The sequence below is a fragment of the Streptomyces sp. NPDC017943 genome (assembly GCF_044328425.1).
GTDB classification, from domain to species: Bacteria; Actinomycetota; Actinomycetes; order Streptomycetales; family Streptomycetaceae; genus Streptomyces; species Streptomyces djakartensis_A.
The window spans coordinates 510,635-526,672 of the sequence record NZ_JBIRHH010000001.1 but is presented as its reverse complement, the minus strand read 5'-3'; the positions used below and the strand labels follow the sequence as shown (position 1 = coordinate 526,672).

Genomic DNA, 16,038 nt, shown 5'->3' with positions numbered 1-16,038 from the left:
GGGACGGCACCGCGGACCCTCCTTGCGCGGAGCTGGACGGCATCTCGGACTCCGCCCTGCGGGAGCGGGAGGGCATCACGTACTCCAACCCTGAGGGGGACGGCACGTCGGACTCCCGCCCTGTGCAGCGGGACGGCACCGCCGACCTCCTCCGCGGAGCCGGTCGGCACCTCGTACTCCGCCTTGTGGAGGGGGACGGCACCTCAGACCCCCGCCCTGCCGGCGCTGGACGGGACCTCAAACCCCCGCGCTGCGGAGCGGGACGGCATCGCGGACCCTCCTCCGCAGAAGCGGACGGCACCTCGGACCGGTCTCCGCACCCCGGTCGGCGTGGACCCGCCCCCGCACCCCGGTCGGCACGCGGCCCCCCCGCGCCCCCGTCCGCACGTGAACCGGGCCGGCGTGTGCCCGGGGTGTGTCACAGACCGAGCAGCCAGCGGCCGCCGCCGAGCAGTGAGCACAGCGACACCGCGTGGAACAGGAAGAACCACATCCCCGCCGGTACGTGCGTCAGCCGGGACAGCTGGTCCGCGTCGGAGTCCCCGGCGCCGCCCCGCGACCGCTTGGCCTGGAGTTCGAAGGCCGGCCGCACCCCGCCGACCAGCAGGAACCACACCACCGCATACGCGAACGCCGCCTGCACCTGCGGTCCGGCCAGCCACGACACCACCACGAACAGCCCGCCGGTGACGAGCATGGTCAGGGCGCCGTAGGCGTTGCGGATCATCACGAGCATCGCGAGCAGCAGGGCCGTCGCCAGCCACAGCAGGAGCGTGATGCGGCCGGCGCCCAGCAGGGCGGCGCCGCCGAGACCGAGCAGGGGCGGGGCCGTGTAGCCGGCGGCGGCCGTGAGGATCATGCCGATGCCGTGCGGCTTGCCCCGGCTGACCGTCAGGCCGCTGGTGTCCGAGTGCAGCCGGATGCCGGTCAGCGTACGGCCGGTGAGCAGGGCCACGAGCCCGTGACCGCCCTCGTGCGCGATGGTGATGGCGTTGCGGGCGACGCGCCACAGGCCGTGCGGGACGACCACGGCGAGCGCCGCGGCCAGGGTCGCGATCACCACCCACAGGTCGGGTTCGGGCTGGGTGCCGGCGACCTCGTCCCAGAGGGAGGCGAGCGAGGCGGATGCTATGTGGTCCATGTCGGCGGGGGGCTCCTCCGGGTCGCGCGGGTCTGGCAGTGTGGCACGTCTGCGCGGACGGTACCCAAAGACGCCCTGGAGGCGGCGACCGTTCCGGCCTCTGCGACCCTGGGACCCGTCCGGGCCGGCGCCGGCCCGGACGGATTCTGGCGTGTGCGCAGGTCGGAGGGGCAGGACACATGTGCGGGCGGTACGCGGCCAGCCGCAGTGCGGAGGATCTCGCGGCGATCTTCGGGATCGAGAAGTGGGAGCCCGAGGAAAGCCCCGGGCCCGACTACAACGTGGCGCCCACCAAGGAGGTCCACGTCGTCCTGGACCGCCCCCTGAAGGACACGGACGACCCGCGACCGGTGCGGCAACTGCGCCGGCTGAAGTGGGGGCTGGTCCCGTCCTGGGCGAAGACGCCCGAGGGCGGTGCCCGGATGATCAACGCGCGTGCGGAGACCGTGCACGAGAAGCCCTCCTACCGCCGCGCCTTCACCTCCCGGCGCTGCATCGTGCCCGCCGACGGCTACTACGAGTGGGTCACCGGCACCGAGGAGCGCGAGCTGGAGGTCGAGGGGCGCAGGAAGCGGCCCCGCAAGCAGCCCTACTTCGTGACCCCGGCGGACGGGTCCGTCTTCGCCATGGCCGGCCTCTACGAGTTCTGGCGGGACAGGACCCTGCCCGACGACCACCCGCTCGCCTGGTGGGTGACGTGCTCGGTGATCACCACGGAGGCCGAGACGAGCCCGCTCGCGGTGGCCCCCGAGCAGGGGCCGCGGGCGCTGGCCGACATCCACCCCCGGATGCCGCTGATGCTGACCCCGGACCGCTGGGACGCCTGGCTGGACCCGGCCCGTACCGACCTCGGCGCACTGCGCGAGCTGCTCGCGCCACCGCCCGCCGGGCTGATGCGCGCCTACCCGGTCGCCACCGCCGTCAGCAACGTCCGCAACAACGGGCCGGAGCTGCTGAAGGAGCTGGACGGGCCCGAGGAGGGCACACTCTTCTGACGTGACGCAACGAAAGCAGGCGGCCGGAGGCCAGGCCACCGGGAGCGCCGAGACCGAGACCGTCGAGACCGAGGCCGGGACCGCGCGGATCACGTGGCACCGGGCCCCGCGGCCCCGGCTCGTGCTGGCCGTGAGCCACGGCGTCGGCGGCGGCATCGAGGCCCGCGACCTGACGGCCCTGGCCGCCGTCCTGCCCGGCCACGGCGTGACCGTCGCCCGGGTCGAGCAGCCCTGGCGGGTGGCGGGCAGGAAGCTGGCGCCCGCCCCCAAGACCCTCGACACCGGCTGGCGGGGGCTGTGGCCCGCGCTGACCGCACCCGGCCTGCCCGTCGTCGCGGGCGGCCGCAGCGCCGGGGCCCGGGTGGCCTGCCGCACCGCCGCCGAGCTGGGCGCGCACGCCGTGCTCGCGCTGAGCTTCCCCCTGCACCCGCCCGGCAAGCCGGACCGCTCCCGCGCCGGCGAACTGCTGGGCGCGGGCGTGCCCACCCTGGTCGTGCAGGGCGGCAACGACCCCTTCGGCAGGCCCGAGGAGTTCCCCGAAGGGCCGTACCGGCTCGTGGAGGTTCCGTACGGGGACCACGGGTTCGCCGTGCCCAAACGTGCGGAGATCTCGCAGGAGGAGGCCGTGGAGGTCGTCACCGACGCGGTCGCGGAGTGGACCGGGTCACTCGGGTAAAGCTTCGGGAATGCCGGGGCGGCGGTCGCTGTTGTGCGGTGCGTACGTGCTGGGGGACCAGCACCGACGCCGTAGGAGAGGGAGTCCGCCGCATGGGTTCGACCGTATGCCCGACCCGCAGCAGCCGCGCCGACCTGGACTGGACGGTGCTGCACGCGGCCAAGACCGCCCCTGTTCGGGCGGCGGGCGGACCGGATCGTCGTCTATCCTCCGATTCGGGTGGGACCGGCCTCGGTCCCACGAGAGCATTCGAGGAGGTGGGTCCGGTCACTGGGACCGACGCAGGGACCGACAACGGCCAGGCGGAGCAGCCCGAGGGCCAGGGCGGCACGAGCACGGAGACCGCGACCGAGCGCAGCGCGCGCTTCGAGCGGGACGCGCTCGAGTTCCTCGACCAGATGTACTCGGCCGCGCTGCGCATGACGCGCAACCCGGCCGACGCGGAGGACCTGGTGCAGGAGACGTACGCCAAGGCGTACGCGTCCTTCCACCAGTTCCGCGAGGGCACCAACCTCAAGGCGTGGCTGTACCGGATCCTCACCAACACCTTCATCAACTCGTACCGCAAGAAGCAGCGTGAACCGCAGCGTTCCGCGGCCGAGGAGATCGAGGACTGGCAGCTCGCCCGTGCCGAGTCGCACATGTCGACCGGTCTGCGCTCCGCCGAGTCGCAGGCCCTGGACCACCTGCCCGACTCGGACGTGAAGGAAGCGCTCCAGGCGATCCCCGAGGAGTTCCGCATCGCCGTCTACCTGGCGGATGTCGAGGGCTTTGCCTACAAGGAGATCGCCGACATCATGGGGACACCCATCGGTACGGTGATGTCCCGCCTGCACCGGGGCCGCCGTCAGCTGCGCGGCATGCTGGAGGACTACGCCCGCGACCGCGGGATGGTCCCGGCCGGCGCCGGAGAGTCGAACGAAGCGAAAGGCTCGGGGTCATGAGCTGCGGAGAGCCGCACGAGACGGATTGCAGCGAAATCCTCGATCATCTCTACGAGTTCCTCGACCGTGAGATGCCGGACTCGGACTGCGTGAAGTTCGAGCACCACTTCGAGGAGTGCTCGCCCTGCCTCGAGAAGTACGGGCTCGAGCAGGCCGTCAAGAAGCTGGTCAAGCGGTGCTGCGGGCACGACGACGTCCCGGGCGACCTGCGCGACAAGGTCATGGGGCGGATCGAGCTGATCCGCTCCGGCCAGACGGTCCCCGAGCAGGACGTCACGGCCTCGCCCGCCACGCCGCGGGAGTCCTGACCGTCCCGGTCGCCCCCGCGCACGTCACCCGAACGTGCGAATGCGCGGGCCGTCCGCCCGCGAACCCCTCCCGCCGTCCTAGGCTCCGGGCCTGACGGACATGGCCGGGGAGGGGCTCATGACAGCGGTACCGGCACGGGTACGTGCGTACGTCGCCTGTGTCGTCGGCGCCGCCCTGCTCTGCCTGCTGCCCCTGCCGGGCGCGCGAGCGCCCTGGTGGGCGGCCCTGTTGCTCGCCCTGCTGTACGCGGGCTGCGAGCGCGCCGCCCGGTCCCGCCTCGCGGGGATCTCCCAGCCGGCCGGGACCTTCTACCCCGTGCTCCTCGCCGGTGCCTTCCTGCTGCCCGCGCCCGTCGCGGCCCTGGTGGCCGTGCCGGGCGCGCTGCTGTCCCACGTCGAGCACCGGCCCGTGGCGGTGCGGCGGATCTGGCGGGCCGCGCAACTGGTCGTCGGTGTGTGGGCCGCCGCCGAGGTGCACCGCCTCCTCGGCGGCCGGGACGCGGTCGCCGAGGGCGACGTCCCCTACGCCCTCGGCCCGGCGGGAGCGGCGGTGCTGGCGTTCTGCCTGGTGCTCGCGCTGCTCGACGGCGGGATCCTGGCCGTGGCCGAGCGGGTCCCGGTGCGGCGGGCCTGGCGAGGGCTGGTGGCCCGCTCGCTCGCCCCGATCGCCGTGCACGGCCTGGCCGGACTGATGATGGCCGTCCTGTGGCGCAGCCCCTACGGACCCGTCGCGGCACTGCTGGTCCTGCTGCCGATGTGCGTCTCGTGGTGGGCCTTCGCGCAGTACCACCGCGAACGCGGCGCCCACCAGGCGACCATCCGGGCACTGGTGCAGGCCGTCGACATCAAGGACGGCTACACCCGCGGGCACAGCGAGCGCGTGGGGCACGCCTCCATGATGATCGCCCGCGAGCTGGGCATGGACGACGAGCGCGTGGAAGTGCTGCGCTTCGCCGGGATCCTGCACGACGTCGGCAAGCTCGGTGTGCCCACGCGGCTGCTCCGCAAGGACGGGCCGCTGACCCCCGAGGAACGGCGGGTGATCGAGCTCCACCCCGAGTACGGGCACGAGATGGTGCGCGGCATCGGCTTCCTCGGCGAGGCCCGCGCGGCGGTGCTGCACCACCACGAACGGCTGGACGGCAGCGGCTACCCCTACGGGCTGACGGGTCGGCAGATCCCCGAGTCCGCCCGGGTGGTGGCCGTCGCCGACGCCTTCGACGCCATGACCTCCACCCGCAGCTACAGCAGGGCCCGGCCGGTTCCGGTGGCCCTGGCGGAGCTGGAGCGGTGCGCCGGCAGCCAGTTCGACCCTGCGATGGTGACGGCTCTGGTCGAGGCCGTGGGACGCTCGGGGTGGCGCCCCGCGGTCACCGCCGGGGACGAGGAGGTCCGCGACCGCACCGGGGCGACCCGCGTGCCCCGGCCGGGCGCCCCCGTCGCCGGCCGGCCCGGAGCCCACCGGTGAGCCCGCGGCGGCAGCCGCTGCTCCTCGCCCTCGTGCACACCTGCGCCGGCCTCCTCGCCGCCGGCTCCCTGGCCGTCACCCTCTACGACGGGCTGGAGGAACGGCGCGTCGCCCTGGCCTTCGGCGTCCTCGTCGCCGTCGGCGAACTCGCCCGGCGCAACGACGCACACGTCCGCGAACCGGCCCCGCTGGGCGCCGCCGGAGCCCTGTCCTACGCGCTGCTCGGCGAGGCCGGCGGGCACCCCACCCACCACGGCCTCGCCCAGGTCCTCGCCGTCGTGCTGGCCGCCTCGCTGCTCGGCAGCGTGCCGCACGTCGCCCGGGGTGAAGGCCCCACCCTCGACCACCTCTCCCGGCGCGTGCTCACCGTCGGGTTCGTCGCCGTCTGCTTCCAGCCCCCGTACAACCGGGGCACGTTCGAGGACTGGGGCGGTCCCGCCTACGCGCTGCTGCTGCTCGCGCTGCTGTCGCTGACCGCGCTGTGCGACGCGCTGCTCGCCGCCGCCCTGGCCCACCTGCGCACCGGCTGGCCCTTCGGACCGGTGCTGCGCGACGAGCTGCGGGCCGCGCACGGCATCGGCACCGCGGTCATCGCCACCGGGGCGGTGATGGCCCTGGCGGTGGCCGTCGTGGGCCTGTGGGCGCTGCCCGTGTTCTCCGTGCCGCTGCTGCTCGCCCAGATGTCCTTCCGGCGGTACGCGGCCGTCCGGGCGACCTACCGGCAGACCATCGCCTCCCTCGCCCGGGCCACCGAGGTCGCCGGCTGCACCCCCGCCGGGCACGCCCGCCGCGTCGCCGCGGTGAGCCAGGCCGTCGGCCGTGACCTGGGCCTCACCGAGCCCGAACTGGCCGTGCTGGAGTACGCGGCGCTCATGCACGACATCGGCCAGCTGAGTCTCGTCGACCCCGTGCCCGCCGGCGCCACCGCCGCGCTGCCCGCCGCCGAACAGCGGCGCATCGCGCTGCTCGGCGCGGCCGTCGTCCGGCAGACCGGCGTCGACGAGGCGGTCGCCGTGGTCGTGGAGCGGCAGGCCGACCCCTACCCGGAGCAGCCGCTCGCGGCGCGAATCGTCCGGGCCGTGAACGCGTACGAGGAGAAGTCCCGGGAAGGAGGGCCCGGCGGGCCGCTGACGGCGCTGGAGGAACTCCGGCTCGCCACCGCCGGGACGTATGCGCCGGAGGTGGTGGAGTCACTGGCCCGTGTACTGGCAAGGAGCAGTCTGACGCTGCCCGTGGCTGGGTAACCCATGGGTAATGAGCGCCCCCGAGGGCGTACGTGGTTGGATGCGAAGGAGAAGGTGTCCGGGGGCTCGAAACACAGCTACGGCCAGCCCACCGCACGGAACTGGCAGGCGGGAATCGTGAGGATCTTCGGCAAGGGACGGCACCGGCCCTCCGCCTCCTGGCGGCAGGCCACGGACCGGGCGTTCACACTGATCGGCGACGGCCGGTACGAGGACGCGGGCGCACTGCTGACACGTGCCGCCGATCTGGAGCCCTGGCTTTCCGAGTCCTGGTTCAACCTCGCGCTGCTGCACAAGTTCCGGCACGACTGGGAGCAGGCGCGGGCGGCGGGCCTCAGGGCGGTGGCCCTGCTGGACCGGGACGCGGGCGCGCCCGACTGGTGGAACGTCGGCATCGCCGCGACGGCCCTGCAGGACTGGCCGCTGGCCCGGCGCGCCTGGCAGGCGTACGGGCTGCGCACACCGGGTCCGGCCAACGACCCCGGTGAGCCCGTCGGCATGGACCTCGGCAGCGCCGCCGTACGGCTGTCCCCGGAGGGGGAGGCCGAGGTCGTGTGGGGGCGGCGACTGGATCCCGCGCGGATCGAGGTGCTGTCCATCCCGCTGCCGTCGTCCGGGCGGCGCTGGGGCGAGGTCGTCCTGCACGACGGCGTGCCGCACGGCGAGCGCACCACGGCCGCCGGGCACACCTATCCGGTGTTCGACGAGATCGAGCTGTGGGCGCCGTCCCCCGTGCCGACCTGGGTGGTGCTGCTGGAGGCGGCGACCGAGTCGGACCGGGACGCGCTGGAGCAGCTCGCCGGTGACGCGGGGTTCGCCGCGGAGGACTGGTCCTCCTCGGTGCGGCTGCTGTGCCGGATGTGCTCGGAGTCGCGGATGCCGTCCGACGAGGGCGACGGCGAGCACCTGGATCCGCACGACCACAGCGAGCCGGGGCACCCCGGGCCGCTGGGGCACCGGACCGACGGGCAGCTGTGGGTTCCCGAGCGGGAGTGCGGGTTGGCCGCGCCAGCTTCGCTGGTCCGGGGGCTGCTGGACGGGTGGGTGGCCGACAGCCCGGATTCCCGGGACTGGCGGGATCTGGAAGAGGTGTGCTAGCGCCGTCGTCCGGTGCGGCTGCGTCCTGGTCGCTCGCGCAGCTCCCCGCGCCCCTCAGGGGGCGCCTTCCCCGTACCCTGTATCAGCATCCCGGGTTGGATTTGTTCAGGAAGGCGTACGTAACGTCATGGCTCAGCAGGACACCGATCAGCAGCACGAGGGCGTGCTCCCCGTCGACGGCGAGGGGTACGTGATCGACACGGAGGACTGCGAGGAGCGCGAGGCCGCCTGGCGTGAGCGGGGGACCTCGCGGCCGATCACGGTCGTCGGCAACCCGGTGCTGCACAAGGAGTGCAAGGACGTCACCGAGTTCGGCGAGGAGCTCCAGCAGCTCGTGGCCGACATGTTCGCCAGCCAGCGCACCGCCGAGGGCGTGGGCCTGGCCGCCAACCAGATCGGTGTCGACGCGAAGGTCTTCGTCTACGACTGCCCGGACGACGAGGGCGTCCGGCACGTGGGCGTGATCTGCAACCCCAAGCTCGTCGAACTGCCCGCCGACAGGCGCCGGCTGGACGACAGCAACGAGGGCTGCCTGTCGGTGCCGACCGCGTACGCGCCGCTGGCCCGGCCCGACTACGCCGAGGTGACCGGGCAGGACGAGAAGGGCAACCCGGTCAAGGTGCGGGGCACCGGGTACTTCGCACGGTGTTTGCAGCACGAGACCGATCACCTCTACGGCTACCTGTACATCGACCGGCTCTCCAAGCGGGAGCGCAAGGACGCGCTGCGGCAGATGGCCGAGAACGAGCCCCGCTACCCCGTGGTGGCCAACGACTGAGACCTCTGCTTCACCAGGCGCACGGCGTCTGTTCGGGTGCACCGCCCCGAACAGGCGCCGTTCGTCTGTGTCGTTCGCCTGTCCGTCGCACGTTCGATCGCTTCTGCTCGCCCGCCGATCCGGTACCCGTCACCTCCCGGGAGGATCACGGCCCTGTGGGGTAGTGAATGAAGCAAATACGTTCCCAGAACGGTCAGTTGTAGTGCTGAATGGGATGAGCGGGGTATGCAACGGCGCACGCCCGGCACGAAGGGAGGGGCGCCCGCGCCAACCGGCGGCTGAGAGGGGTTAGTTCGTGCACGCTTTGACACACGGCACCACAGCGACACCGGCCAGGACCGCAGTTCCACCGTCGCTCTCGCTCCCGGTGATCGAGGAGTCGTTTCCGCGGCGACTCCACCCGTATTGGCCCAAGTGCCAGGAGAAGACCCGGGCCTGGCTGCTCGAAAAGCGGCTCATGCCCGCGGACAAGGTGGAGGAATATGCCGACGGCCTGTGCTACACCGACCTCATGGCGGGGTACTACCTCGGCGCCCCCGACGAGGTCATGCAGGCGATCGCGGACTACAGCGCCTGGTTCTTCGTCTGGGACGACCGGCACGACCGCGACATCGTGCACGGCCGTCCGGACGCCTGGCGGGAGCTCAGGGACCGCCTGCACGCGGCGCTCGACTCCCCCGGGGAGCACCTGCACCACGAGGACCCACTGGTCGCCGGGTTCGCGGACGGGGTGCACCGGCTGTACGGGTTCCTTCCCCGGACGTGGAACCTCCGGTTCGCCCGGCACTTCCACGCGGTGATCGACGCGTACGACCGCGAGTTCCACAACCGCACCCACGGCATCGTGCCCACGGTCGAGGAGTACCTGCGGCTGCGCCGGCTCACGTTCGCGCACTGGATATGGACCGACCTGCTCGAGCCGGCCGCGGGATGTGAATTCCCCGACGCCGTGCGCGATTGTCCGGCCTATCGGCGGGCGGCGCTGCTGAGTCAGGAATACGCCGCCTGGTACAACGACCTCTGCTCGCTGCCGAAGGAAATCGCGGGCGACGAGGTGCACAATCTCGGAATCAGTCTCATCACCCATGAGGGGCTGACCCTCGAACAGGCCGTAGGAGAAGTCCGCCGACGCGTCGAGGAATGCATCACCGAATTCATCGACGCCGAGAGGGAGGCCGTACGGTTCGCCGAGGGCCTCGACGACGGAACCGTGCGCGGAAAGGAACTGAGCGCCGCCGTGCGCCTCTCTCTGAGCAATATGCGGAACTGGTTCAGTGCCGTCTACTGGTTCCACCACGAGTCCGGCCGGTACATGGTCGACAGCTGGGACGACCGCTCCACGCCCCCGTACGTCAACAACGAAGCGGCAGGTGAGAAATGACCGTCGAGTCCGTCACGCCGGACACCGCTCCGGCAGGGGAGCCGCACGAGCCGCCCCGGGCGGGCGGCGGCGTCCCCGTCCTCGGCCACGGCTGGCGGCTGGCGCGGGACCCGCTGGGGTTCATGTGCCGGCTGCGCGAGCACGGCGACGTGGTCCGCCTCAAGCTCGGCCCGAAGACCCTCTACGCCGTGACCGCCCCGGACCTGACCGGCGCCCTCGCGCTGAGCAACGACTTCATCATCGCCGGACCGCTGTGGGAGTCCCTGGAGGGCCTGCTCGGCAAGGAGGGCGTGGCCACGGCGAACGGCCCGCTCCACCGCCGCCAGCGGCGCACCATCCAGCCCGCCTTCCGGCTCGACGCGATACCCGCCTACGGGCCGATCATGGAGGAGGAGGCGCACGCCCTCACCGAGCGCTGGCGGTCCGGGGAGACCGTCGACTGCACCTCGGAGTCCTTCCGGGTGGCCGTGCGCATCGCGGCCCGCTGCCTGCTGCGCGGCGACTACATGGACGAGCGGGCGGAGCGGCTGTGCGTCGCCCTCGCCACCGTCTTCCGCGGCATGTACCGGCGGATGGTGATTCCGCTCGGACCGCTCTACCGGCTGCCGCTCCCGGCCAACCGCGAATTCAACCGCGCTCTGGCCGATTTGCATCTCCTGGTCGACGAGATCGTCACCGAGCGCCGCGCAAGCGGTCAAAAGCCGGACGATTTGCTGACGGCATTGCTGGAGGCGAAGGACGAGAATGGCGACCCGATCGGGGAACAGGAGATCCATGATCAGGTCGTGGCGATCCTCACCCCGGGCAGCGAAACCATCGCCTCCACGATCATGTGGCTCCTGCACGTCCTCGCGGAACACCCGGAACACGCGGACCGGGTGCACGACGAAGTGCAGGAGGTCACCGGCGGCAAGCCCGTGACATTCGCCGACGTTCGGGCCCTGCGGCACACCAACAATGTCGTGGTCGAGTCCATGCGTTTGAGCCCGGCCGTCTGGATTCTGACCCGCCGGGCGGTACGGGACACACAGCTCGGCGAATACCGCATTCCGGCCGGGGCGGACATCATCTACAGTCCGTACGCGATCCAGCGCGATGCGAAGTCCTATGAGCGGAATCTGGAGTTCGACCCCGACCGCTGGCTCCCGGAACGGGCGAAGGACGTGCCCAAGCACGCCATGAGCCCGTTCAGCGTGGGCAACCGCAAGTGCCCGAGCGACCACTTCTCGATGGCCCAGCTGACCCTGGTGACGGCGGCGCTGGCCGCGAAGTACCGCTTCGAGCAGGTGGCCGGTTCGAAGGACAGCCCGCGGATCGGCATCACCCTGCGGCCGCACGAGCTGAAGGTGCGGCCGGTGGCGAGGTGAACCGCCGGGCCGGCGGTCAGGCCGCCTCGGGGCTCAAGCCGCCTCGGGGCCCCTGAACGTGCGCCGGTAGGCGTTCGGGGTGGTCCCGACCGCCCGGACGAAGTGGTGGCGCAGCGTGGCCGCGTTGCCGAACCCCGTCCGGCCGGCGATCGCGTCCATCGTCTCGTCCGTCGCCTCCAGCAGCCGCTGGGCCTGCAGCACGCGCTGCCGCAGGACCCAGCGGTAGGGCGTCGTGCCCGTCTCCTGGTGGAAGCGGCGGGCGAACGTCCGCGGGGACATCAGGGCCCGGGCGGCGAGCTGCTCGACGGTGACCTCCTCGTCGAGGTGCCGCTCCATCCAGGCCAGCACCTCCCCGATCGAGTCCGCCTCGGAGTGCGGCAGGGGACGCTCGATGTACTGGGCCTGGCCGCCGTCCCGGTGCGGCGGCACCACCATCCGCCGGGCGATCTTGTTGGCGATCTCGGTGCCCTGCTCCTTGCGAACCAGGTGCAGGCAGGCGTCGATGCCGGCGGCCGTGCCGGCGGAGGTGATCACCGGGTCCTCGTCGACGTAGAGCACGTCCGGCTCGACGGCCACCCGGGGATAGCGCCGGGCGAGGTCCCGCGCGTGCTTCCAGTGCACCGTGCAGCGGCGGTCGTCCAGCAGCCCGGCGGCGGCCAGCACGTAGACGCCGGAGCAGACGCTGAGCACCCGGGCGCCGCGGTCGACGCCGCGGCGCAGGGCGTCCAGCAACTCCGGCGGGAAGGTGCGCGTGGAGTAGTCGTCCCCGGCCGGGACGGCGATGAGGTCCGCCGTCTCCAGCCGCTCCAGGCCGTGCTCGACCTGGAGCGAGAAGCCCGTGTTCGTGCGCAGGGACGGACCCTCGGCCGAGGCGACGGCGAAGTTGTACACCGGCAGTCCGTCGTCGCTGCGGTCGGTGCCGAAGACCTCGCACACCACGCCGAGTTCGAAGGGGTTCACACCGTCGAGCAGGGCGACGGCCACGTTCTGCAGCATGCGTCCAGTGTGCCTCGCCGCTGGCAGTAATTCGAGGGTCCACGGCAGTACTGCCACTGACGGTAAGGAGCATCAGGCGGGACAGTGGTGTCCATGGACACGAACCAGACACAGACACTCATCGCCATGATCTTCGTCCTCGGGACGCTGGTCCTCCTGGTCCTCCCGTCCGTGATCGGCCTGGTGCACGACCGGCGCATCGACCGGCGGATCCGGGAGGCCCAGGAGGCCCGTGCGAGCGCTCCGGCTCAGAAGTCCTCGTCCAGGTCGACGGTGCCCTCCACCGCCACCTGGTACGCCGAGGGCCGCCGCTCGAAGAAGTTGGTCAGCTCCTGAACCCCCTGGAGCTCCATGAAGGAGAAGGGGTTCTCGGAGCCGTACACCGGAGCGAAGCCCAGGCGGGTCAGCCGCTGGTCGGCGACGCACTCCAGGTACTGCCGCATCGACTCGGTGTTCATGCCCGGCAGGCCGTCACCGCACAGGTCGCGCGCGAACTGCAGCTCGGCCTCGACGGCCTCCCGGAGCATGTCCGTCACCTCCTGCCGCAGCCGGTCGTCGAACAGCTCCGGCTCCTCCTTGCGCACGGTGTCGACCACGTCGAACGCGAACGACATGTGCATCGTCTCGTCACGGAACACCCAGTTGGTGCCGGTCGCCAGCCCGTGCAGCAGGCCGCGGCTGCGGAACCAGTAGACGTAGGCGAAGGCCCCGTAGAAGAACAGGCCCTCGATGCACGCGGCGAAGCAGATCAGGTTGAGCAGGAAGCGGCGCCGGTCCGCGGGTGACTCCAGCCGGTCCAGCTTGTCCACCGAGTCGATCCACTTGAAGCAGAACGCCGCCTTCTCGCGGATGGACGGGATGTTCTCCACGGCCGCGAAGGCCGCCGCGCGGTCCTCCGGGTCGGGGAGATAGGTGTCGAGCAGCGTCAGATAGAACTGGACGTGCACGGCCTCCTCGAAGAGCTGCCGCGACAGATACAGGCGCGCTTCAGGGGAGTTGATGTGCTTGTACAGCGTCAGCACCAGGTTGTTCGCGACGATCGAGTCGCCCGTCGCGAAGAAGGCCACCAGCCGGCCGATGAGGTGCTGCTCGGCGGGGGAGAGCTTGGCGAGGTCGGCGACGTCGGAGTGGAGGTCGACCTCCTCCACGGTCCAGGTGTTCTTGATGGCGTCCCGGTAGCGCTCGTAGAAGTCCGGGTAGCGCATGGGGCGCAGGGTCAGCTCGAAGCCGGGGTCGAGAAGGTTCTGGGTGCTCATCACTGACAGGCCTCGCAGGACTCGGGGTTTTCCAGGGAGCAGGCGACCGCCTCGGGGTCGGGGGTGGCCTGCACGGGCACGGTGGCCCGGGCGGCGCGGGCGATGCGGGTCGCCGGGCGCGAACGCAGGTAGTACGTGGTCTTCAGCCCGGACTTCCAGGCGTAGGCGTACATCGAGGAGAGCTTGCCGATGGTCGGCGTCTCCAGGAACAGGTTCAGGGACTGGGACTGGTCCAGGAACGGGGTCCTGGCCGCCGCCATGTCGATCAGGCCGCGCTGCGGGATCTCCCACGCCGTGCGGTAGAGGGCGCGCACGTCCTCGGGGATCCAGGCGAAGTCCTGCACCGAGCCGTTCGCCTCGCGCAGGGCCTCCCGGGTGCGGGCGTCCCACACGCCGAGCCGCTTCAGCTCGTCCACCAGGTAGGAGTTCACCTGGAGGAACTCGCCCGACAGCGTCTCGCGCTTGAACAGGTTGGACACCTGCGGCTCGATGCACTCGTACACGCCCGCGATCGAGGCGATGGTGGCCGTGGGCGCGATGGCCAGGAGCAGGGAGTTGCGCAGGCCGGTCGCGGCGATCCGCTCGCGCAGGGCGGCCCAGCGCTCGGGCCACGTCCGTTCCACGTCGTAGTGGTCGGGGTGCAGGACGCCCCGGGCGGTGCGGGTCTTCTCCCAGGCGGGCAGCGGGCCGCTGCGCTCGGCGAGATCGGCGGACGCCTCGTACGCGGCGAGCATGATGCGCTCGGCGATCCGGGTCGACAGGGCCTTGGCCTCGGGCGAGTCGAAGGGCAGGCGCAGCTGGAAGAAGACGTCCTGCAGGCCCATCGCGCCGAGGCCGACCGGGCGCCAGCGGGCGTTGGAGCGGCCCGCCTGCTCGGTCGGGTAGAAGTTGATGTCCACGACCCGGTCGAGGAACGTCACCGCCGTGCGGACGGTCTCGTCCAGCCGCTCCCAGTCGATGTCCCCGCCGGTCACGAAGGCGCCGAGGTTGACCGAGCCGAGGTTGCAGACCGCCGTCTCCCCGTCGTCGGTGACCTCGAGGATCTCCGTGCAGAGGTTGGAGGAGTGCACCACGTGGCCGGGCTCGGCCGTCTGGTTGGCGGTGCGGTTGGCGGCGTCCTTGAAGGTCATCCAGCCGTTGCCGGTCTGCGCGAGGGTGCGCATCATGCGGCCGTACAGCTCACGGGCGGGCAGGGTCTTCCGCGCCAGGCCCTTCGCCTCGGCCGCACGGTACGCGGCGTCGAACTCCTCGCCCCACAGGTCGACCAGTTCGGGCACGTCCGAGGGGGAGAACAGCGACCACTGCGCGTCCGCGTTCACGCGCCGCATGAACTCGTCCGGCACCCAGTGCGCCAGGTTGAGGTTGTGCGTGCGCCGGGCGTCCTCGCCGGTGTTGTCCCGCAGCTCCAGGAACTCCTCGATGTCCGCGTGCCAGGTCTCCAGGTAGACCGCGGCGGCTCCCTTGCGGCGGCCGCCCTGGTTCACCGCGGCGACCGAGGCGTCGAGGGTCTTCAGGAACGGGACGATGCCGTTGGAGTGGCCGTTGGTGCCGCGGATCAGCGAACCCCGGGCACGGATGCGGGAGTAGGCCAGGCCGATGCCGCCCGCGTGCTTCGACAGGCGCGCGACCTGGTGGTAGCGGTCGTAGATCGAGTCCAGCTCGTCCTGGGGGGAGTCGAGCAGGTAGCAGGACGACATCTGGGGATGCCGGGTGCCGGAGTTGAAGAGGGTGGGGGAGGAGGGCAGGTAGTCGAGGCGGCTCATGAGCCCGTAGAGCGCCGCGACCTCGTCCACCGCGCGGGCGGTGTCGTCCTCGGCGAGGCCGCTCGCCACCCGCAGCAGGAAGTACTGGGGTGTCTCGACCACCTTGCGGGTGATCGGGTGCCGCAGCAGGTAGCGGCTGTACAGCGTGCGCAGGCCGAAGTAGCCGAAGCGGTCGTCGGCGGCGCCGTCGACCAGCGCGTCGAGGCGGGGGGCGTGGACGCGTACGAACTCCGCGGTGCGGTCGGCGATGAGCCCCTCGCGGTGGCCGACCGCGACGGACCCGGTGAAGGACGTGACCCCCTGCGAGGCGGCCTCCTCGCGGATGCCGATGGTCAGCAGGCGTGCGGCCAGCCGGGAGTAGGCCGGGTCCTCCGAGATGAGGCCCGCCGCCGCCTCCGTCGCCAGGTCCCGCAGCTCCCGCTCGTCCGCCTGCGCGGACCGGCCGCGCAGCGCGGCGGCGGCGACCCGGCCGGGGTCGGCGTCGGGGAGGTCGGCGGTCAGTTCGGTCAGGGTCCGCAGCAGCGCGGCACCGGGAGCGTCCTGCTCCGGTTCGGCGGCTGCGGCCGGATCCGCTGGCGCGATGGTCACGGGGGCTCTCCCTCGCTCGGCACGGGGCCTCGCCG

Annotated in this window: 15 protein-coding genes; 11 read left to right on the top strand and 4 right to left on the bottom strand. The window is 71.9% G+C overall.

Annotated elements, in window-relative coordinates:
• Positions 1–418: 418 nt before the first annotated feature.
• On the bottom strand, positions 419–1,141 hold the full coding sequence (locus ACH4C6_RS02290; protein ID WP_398106636.1) for a M50 family metallopeptidase: 723 nt from the start codon (positions 1,139–1,141) through the stop codon (positions 419–421).
• Positions 1,142–1,320: 179 nt separating this feature from the next.
• Between ACH4C6_RS02290 and ACH4C6_RS02285 the strand changes: the two genes are divergently transcribed.
• The 10 genes from ACH4C6_RS02285 to ACH4C6_RS02240 all read left to right on the top strand — a co-directional run bounded on the left by ACH4C6_RS02285 (position 1,321) and on the right by ACH4C6_RS02240 (position 11,400).
• The gene (locus tag ACH4C6_RS02285) at positions 1,321–2,136 is read left to right on the top strand and encodes an SOS response-associated peptidase (protein ID WP_398106635.1); all 816 of its coding nucleotides are present in this window, start codon (positions 1,321–1,323) and stop codon (positions 2,134–2,136) included.
• Position 2,137: 1 nt separating this feature from the next.
• Positions 2,138–2,812: an alpha/beta family hydrolase gene (locus ACH4C6_RS02280; RefSeq protein ID WP_398106634.1), complete on the top strand. Its 675-nt coding sequence runs from the start codon at positions 2,138–2,140 to the stop codon at positions 2,810–2,812.
• Between the two features lie 257 nt (positions 2,813–3,069).
• On the top strand, positions 3,070–3,756 hold the full coding sequence (gene sigR / locus ACH4C6_RS02275; RefSeq protein WP_333934068.1) for an RNA polymerase sigma factor SigR: 687 nt from the start codon (positions 3,070–3,072) through the stop codon (positions 3,754–3,756).
• A complete protein-coding gene (gene rsrA / locus ACH4C6_RS02270) occupies positions 3,753–4,064 on the top strand; it encodes a mycothiol system anti-sigma-R factor (protein ID WP_352098347.1) in 312 nt (103 codons plus the stop codon). The genes sigR and rsrA overlap by 4 nt, the downstream gene beginning before the upstream one ends.
• A 118-nt stretch (positions 4,065–4,182) precedes the next feature.
• The gene (locus ACH4C6_RS02265; protein ID WP_398106633.1) at positions 4,183–5,532 is read left to right on the top strand and encodes an HD-GYP domain-containing protein; all 1,350 of its coding nucleotides are present in this window, start codon (positions 4,183–4,185) and stop codon (positions 5,530–5,532) included.
• Positions 5,529–6,776 (top strand): HD domain-containing protein, encoded by a 1,248-nt coding sequence (locus ACH4C6_RS02260; protein WP_398106632.1) that lies wholly within the window; start codon positions 5,529–5,531, stop codon positions 6,774–6,776. The genes ACH4C6_RS02265 and ACH4C6_RS02260 overlap by 4 nt, the downstream gene beginning before the upstream one ends.
• Before the next feature lie 117 nt (positions 6,777–6,893).
• The gene (locus ACH4C6_RS02255) at positions 6,894–7,874 is read left to right on the top strand and encodes a tetratricopeptide repeat protein (RefSeq protein ID WP_398106631.1); all 981 of its coding nucleotides are present in this window, start codon (positions 6,894–6,896) and stop codon (positions 7,872–7,874) included.
• 127 nt (positions 7,875–8,001) lie between these two features.
• Positions 8,002–8,652 carry a peptide deformylase gene (def, locus tag ACH4C6_RS02250; RefSeq protein WP_398106630.1) on the top strand — a complete coding sequence of 217 codons (651 nt, stop codon included), beginning with the start codon at positions 8,002–8,004 and terminating at the stop codon, positions 8,650–8,652.
• A gap of 295 nt (positions 8,653–8,947) precedes the next feature.
• Positions 8,948–10,033 carry an epi-isozizaene synthase gene (cyc1, locus tag ACH4C6_RS02245; protein ID WP_398106629.1) on the top strand — a complete coding sequence of 362 codons (1,086 nt, stop codon included), beginning with the start codon at positions 8,948–8,950 and terminating at the stop codon, positions 10,031–10,033.
• Positions 10,030–11,400 carry a cytochrome P450 gene (locus ACH4C6_RS02240; protein ID WP_398106628.1) on the top strand — a complete coding sequence of 457 codons (1,371 nt, stop codon included), beginning with the start codon at positions 10,030–10,032 and terminating at the stop codon, positions 11,398–11,400. Before cyc1 ends, ACH4C6_RS02240 begins: the two co-directional genes overlap by 4 nt.
• 33 nt (positions 11,401–11,433) lie before the next feature.
• On the opposite strand, the gene ACH4C6_RS02235 is transcribed toward ACH4C6_RS02240, so the two are convergent.
• Positions 11,434–12,396: a GlxA family transcriptional regulator gene (locus ACH4C6_RS02235; protein ID WP_398106627.1), complete on the bottom strand. Its 963-nt coding sequence runs from the start codon at positions 12,394–12,396 to the stop codon at positions 11,434–11,436.
• A gap of 93 nt (positions 12,397–12,489) precedes the next feature.
• Here ACH4C6_RS02235 and ACH4C6_RS02230 point away from each other — a divergent pair, with 93 nt between their 5' ends.
• Positions 12,490–12,732 (top strand): hypothetical protein, encoded by a 243-nt coding sequence (locus ACH4C6_RS02230; RefSeq protein ID WP_398106626.1) that lies wholly within the window; start codon positions 12,490–12,492, stop codon positions 12,730–12,732.
• On the opposite strand, the gene ACH4C6_RS02225 is transcribed toward ACH4C6_RS02230, so the two are convergent.
• Both ACH4C6_RS02225 and ACH4C6_RS02220 read right to left on the bottom strand, forming a co-directional pair.
• A complete protein-coding gene (locus tag ACH4C6_RS02225) occupies positions 12,645–13,652 on the bottom strand; it encodes a ribonucleotide-diphosphate reductase subunit beta (protein ID WP_398106625.1) in 1,008 nt (335 codons plus the stop codon). The two genes, ACH4C6_RS02230 and ACH4C6_RS02225, sit on opposite strands and share 88 nt — an antisense overlap.
• Positions 13,652–16,003, bottom strand: coding sequence for a ribonucleoside-diphosphate reductase subunit alpha (locus ACH4C6_RS02220; RefSeq protein WP_398106624.1), 2,352 nt, complete (start codon positions 16,001–16,003; stop codon positions 13,652–13,654). Before ACH4C6_RS02220 ends, ACH4C6_RS02225 begins: the two co-directional genes overlap by 1 nt.
• Positions 16,004–16,038 lie beyond the last annotated feature (35 nt).

Excerpts from the sequence above, each read along its gene's own strand:
- ACH4C6_RS02230 (WP_398106626.1), top strand. The coding sequence starts at position 12,490 with ATGGACACGAACCAGACACAGACACTCATCGCCATGATCTTCGTCCTC.
- ACH4C6_RS02225 (WP_398106625.1), bottom strand. The coding sequence starts at position 13,652 with ATGAGCACCCAGAACCTTCTCGACCCCGGCTTCGAGCTGACCCTGCGC.
- ACH4C6_RS02285 (WP_398106635.1), top strand. The coding sequence starts at position 1,321 with ATGTGCGGGCGGTACGCGGCCAGCCGCAGTGCGGAGGATCTCGCGGCG.
- def (WP_398106630.1), top strand. The coding sequence starts at position 8,002 with ATGGCTCAGCAGGACACCGATCAGCAGCACGAGGGCGTGCTCCCCGTC.
- rsrA (WP_352098347.1), top strand. The coding sequence starts at position 3,753 with ATGAGCTGCGGAGAGCCGCACGAGACGGATTGCAGCGAAATCCTCGAT.
- ACH4C6_RS02265 (WP_398106633.1), top strand. The coding sequence starts at position 4,183 with ATGACAGCGGTACCGGCACGGGTACGTGCGTACGTCGCCTGTGTCGTC.
- ACH4C6_RS02240 (WP_398106628.1), top strand. The coding sequence starts at position 10,030 with ATGACCGTCGAGTCCGTCACGCCGGACACCGCTCCGGCAGGGGAGCCG.
- ACH4C6_RS02290 (WP_398106636.1), bottom strand. The coding sequence starts at position 1,141 with ATGGACCACATAGCATCCGCCTCGCTCGCCTCCCTCTGGGACGAGGTC.
- ACH4C6_RS02235 (WP_398106627.1), bottom strand. The coding sequence starts at position 12,396 with ATGCTGCAGAACGTGGCCGTCGCCCTGCTCGACGGTGTGAACCCCTTC.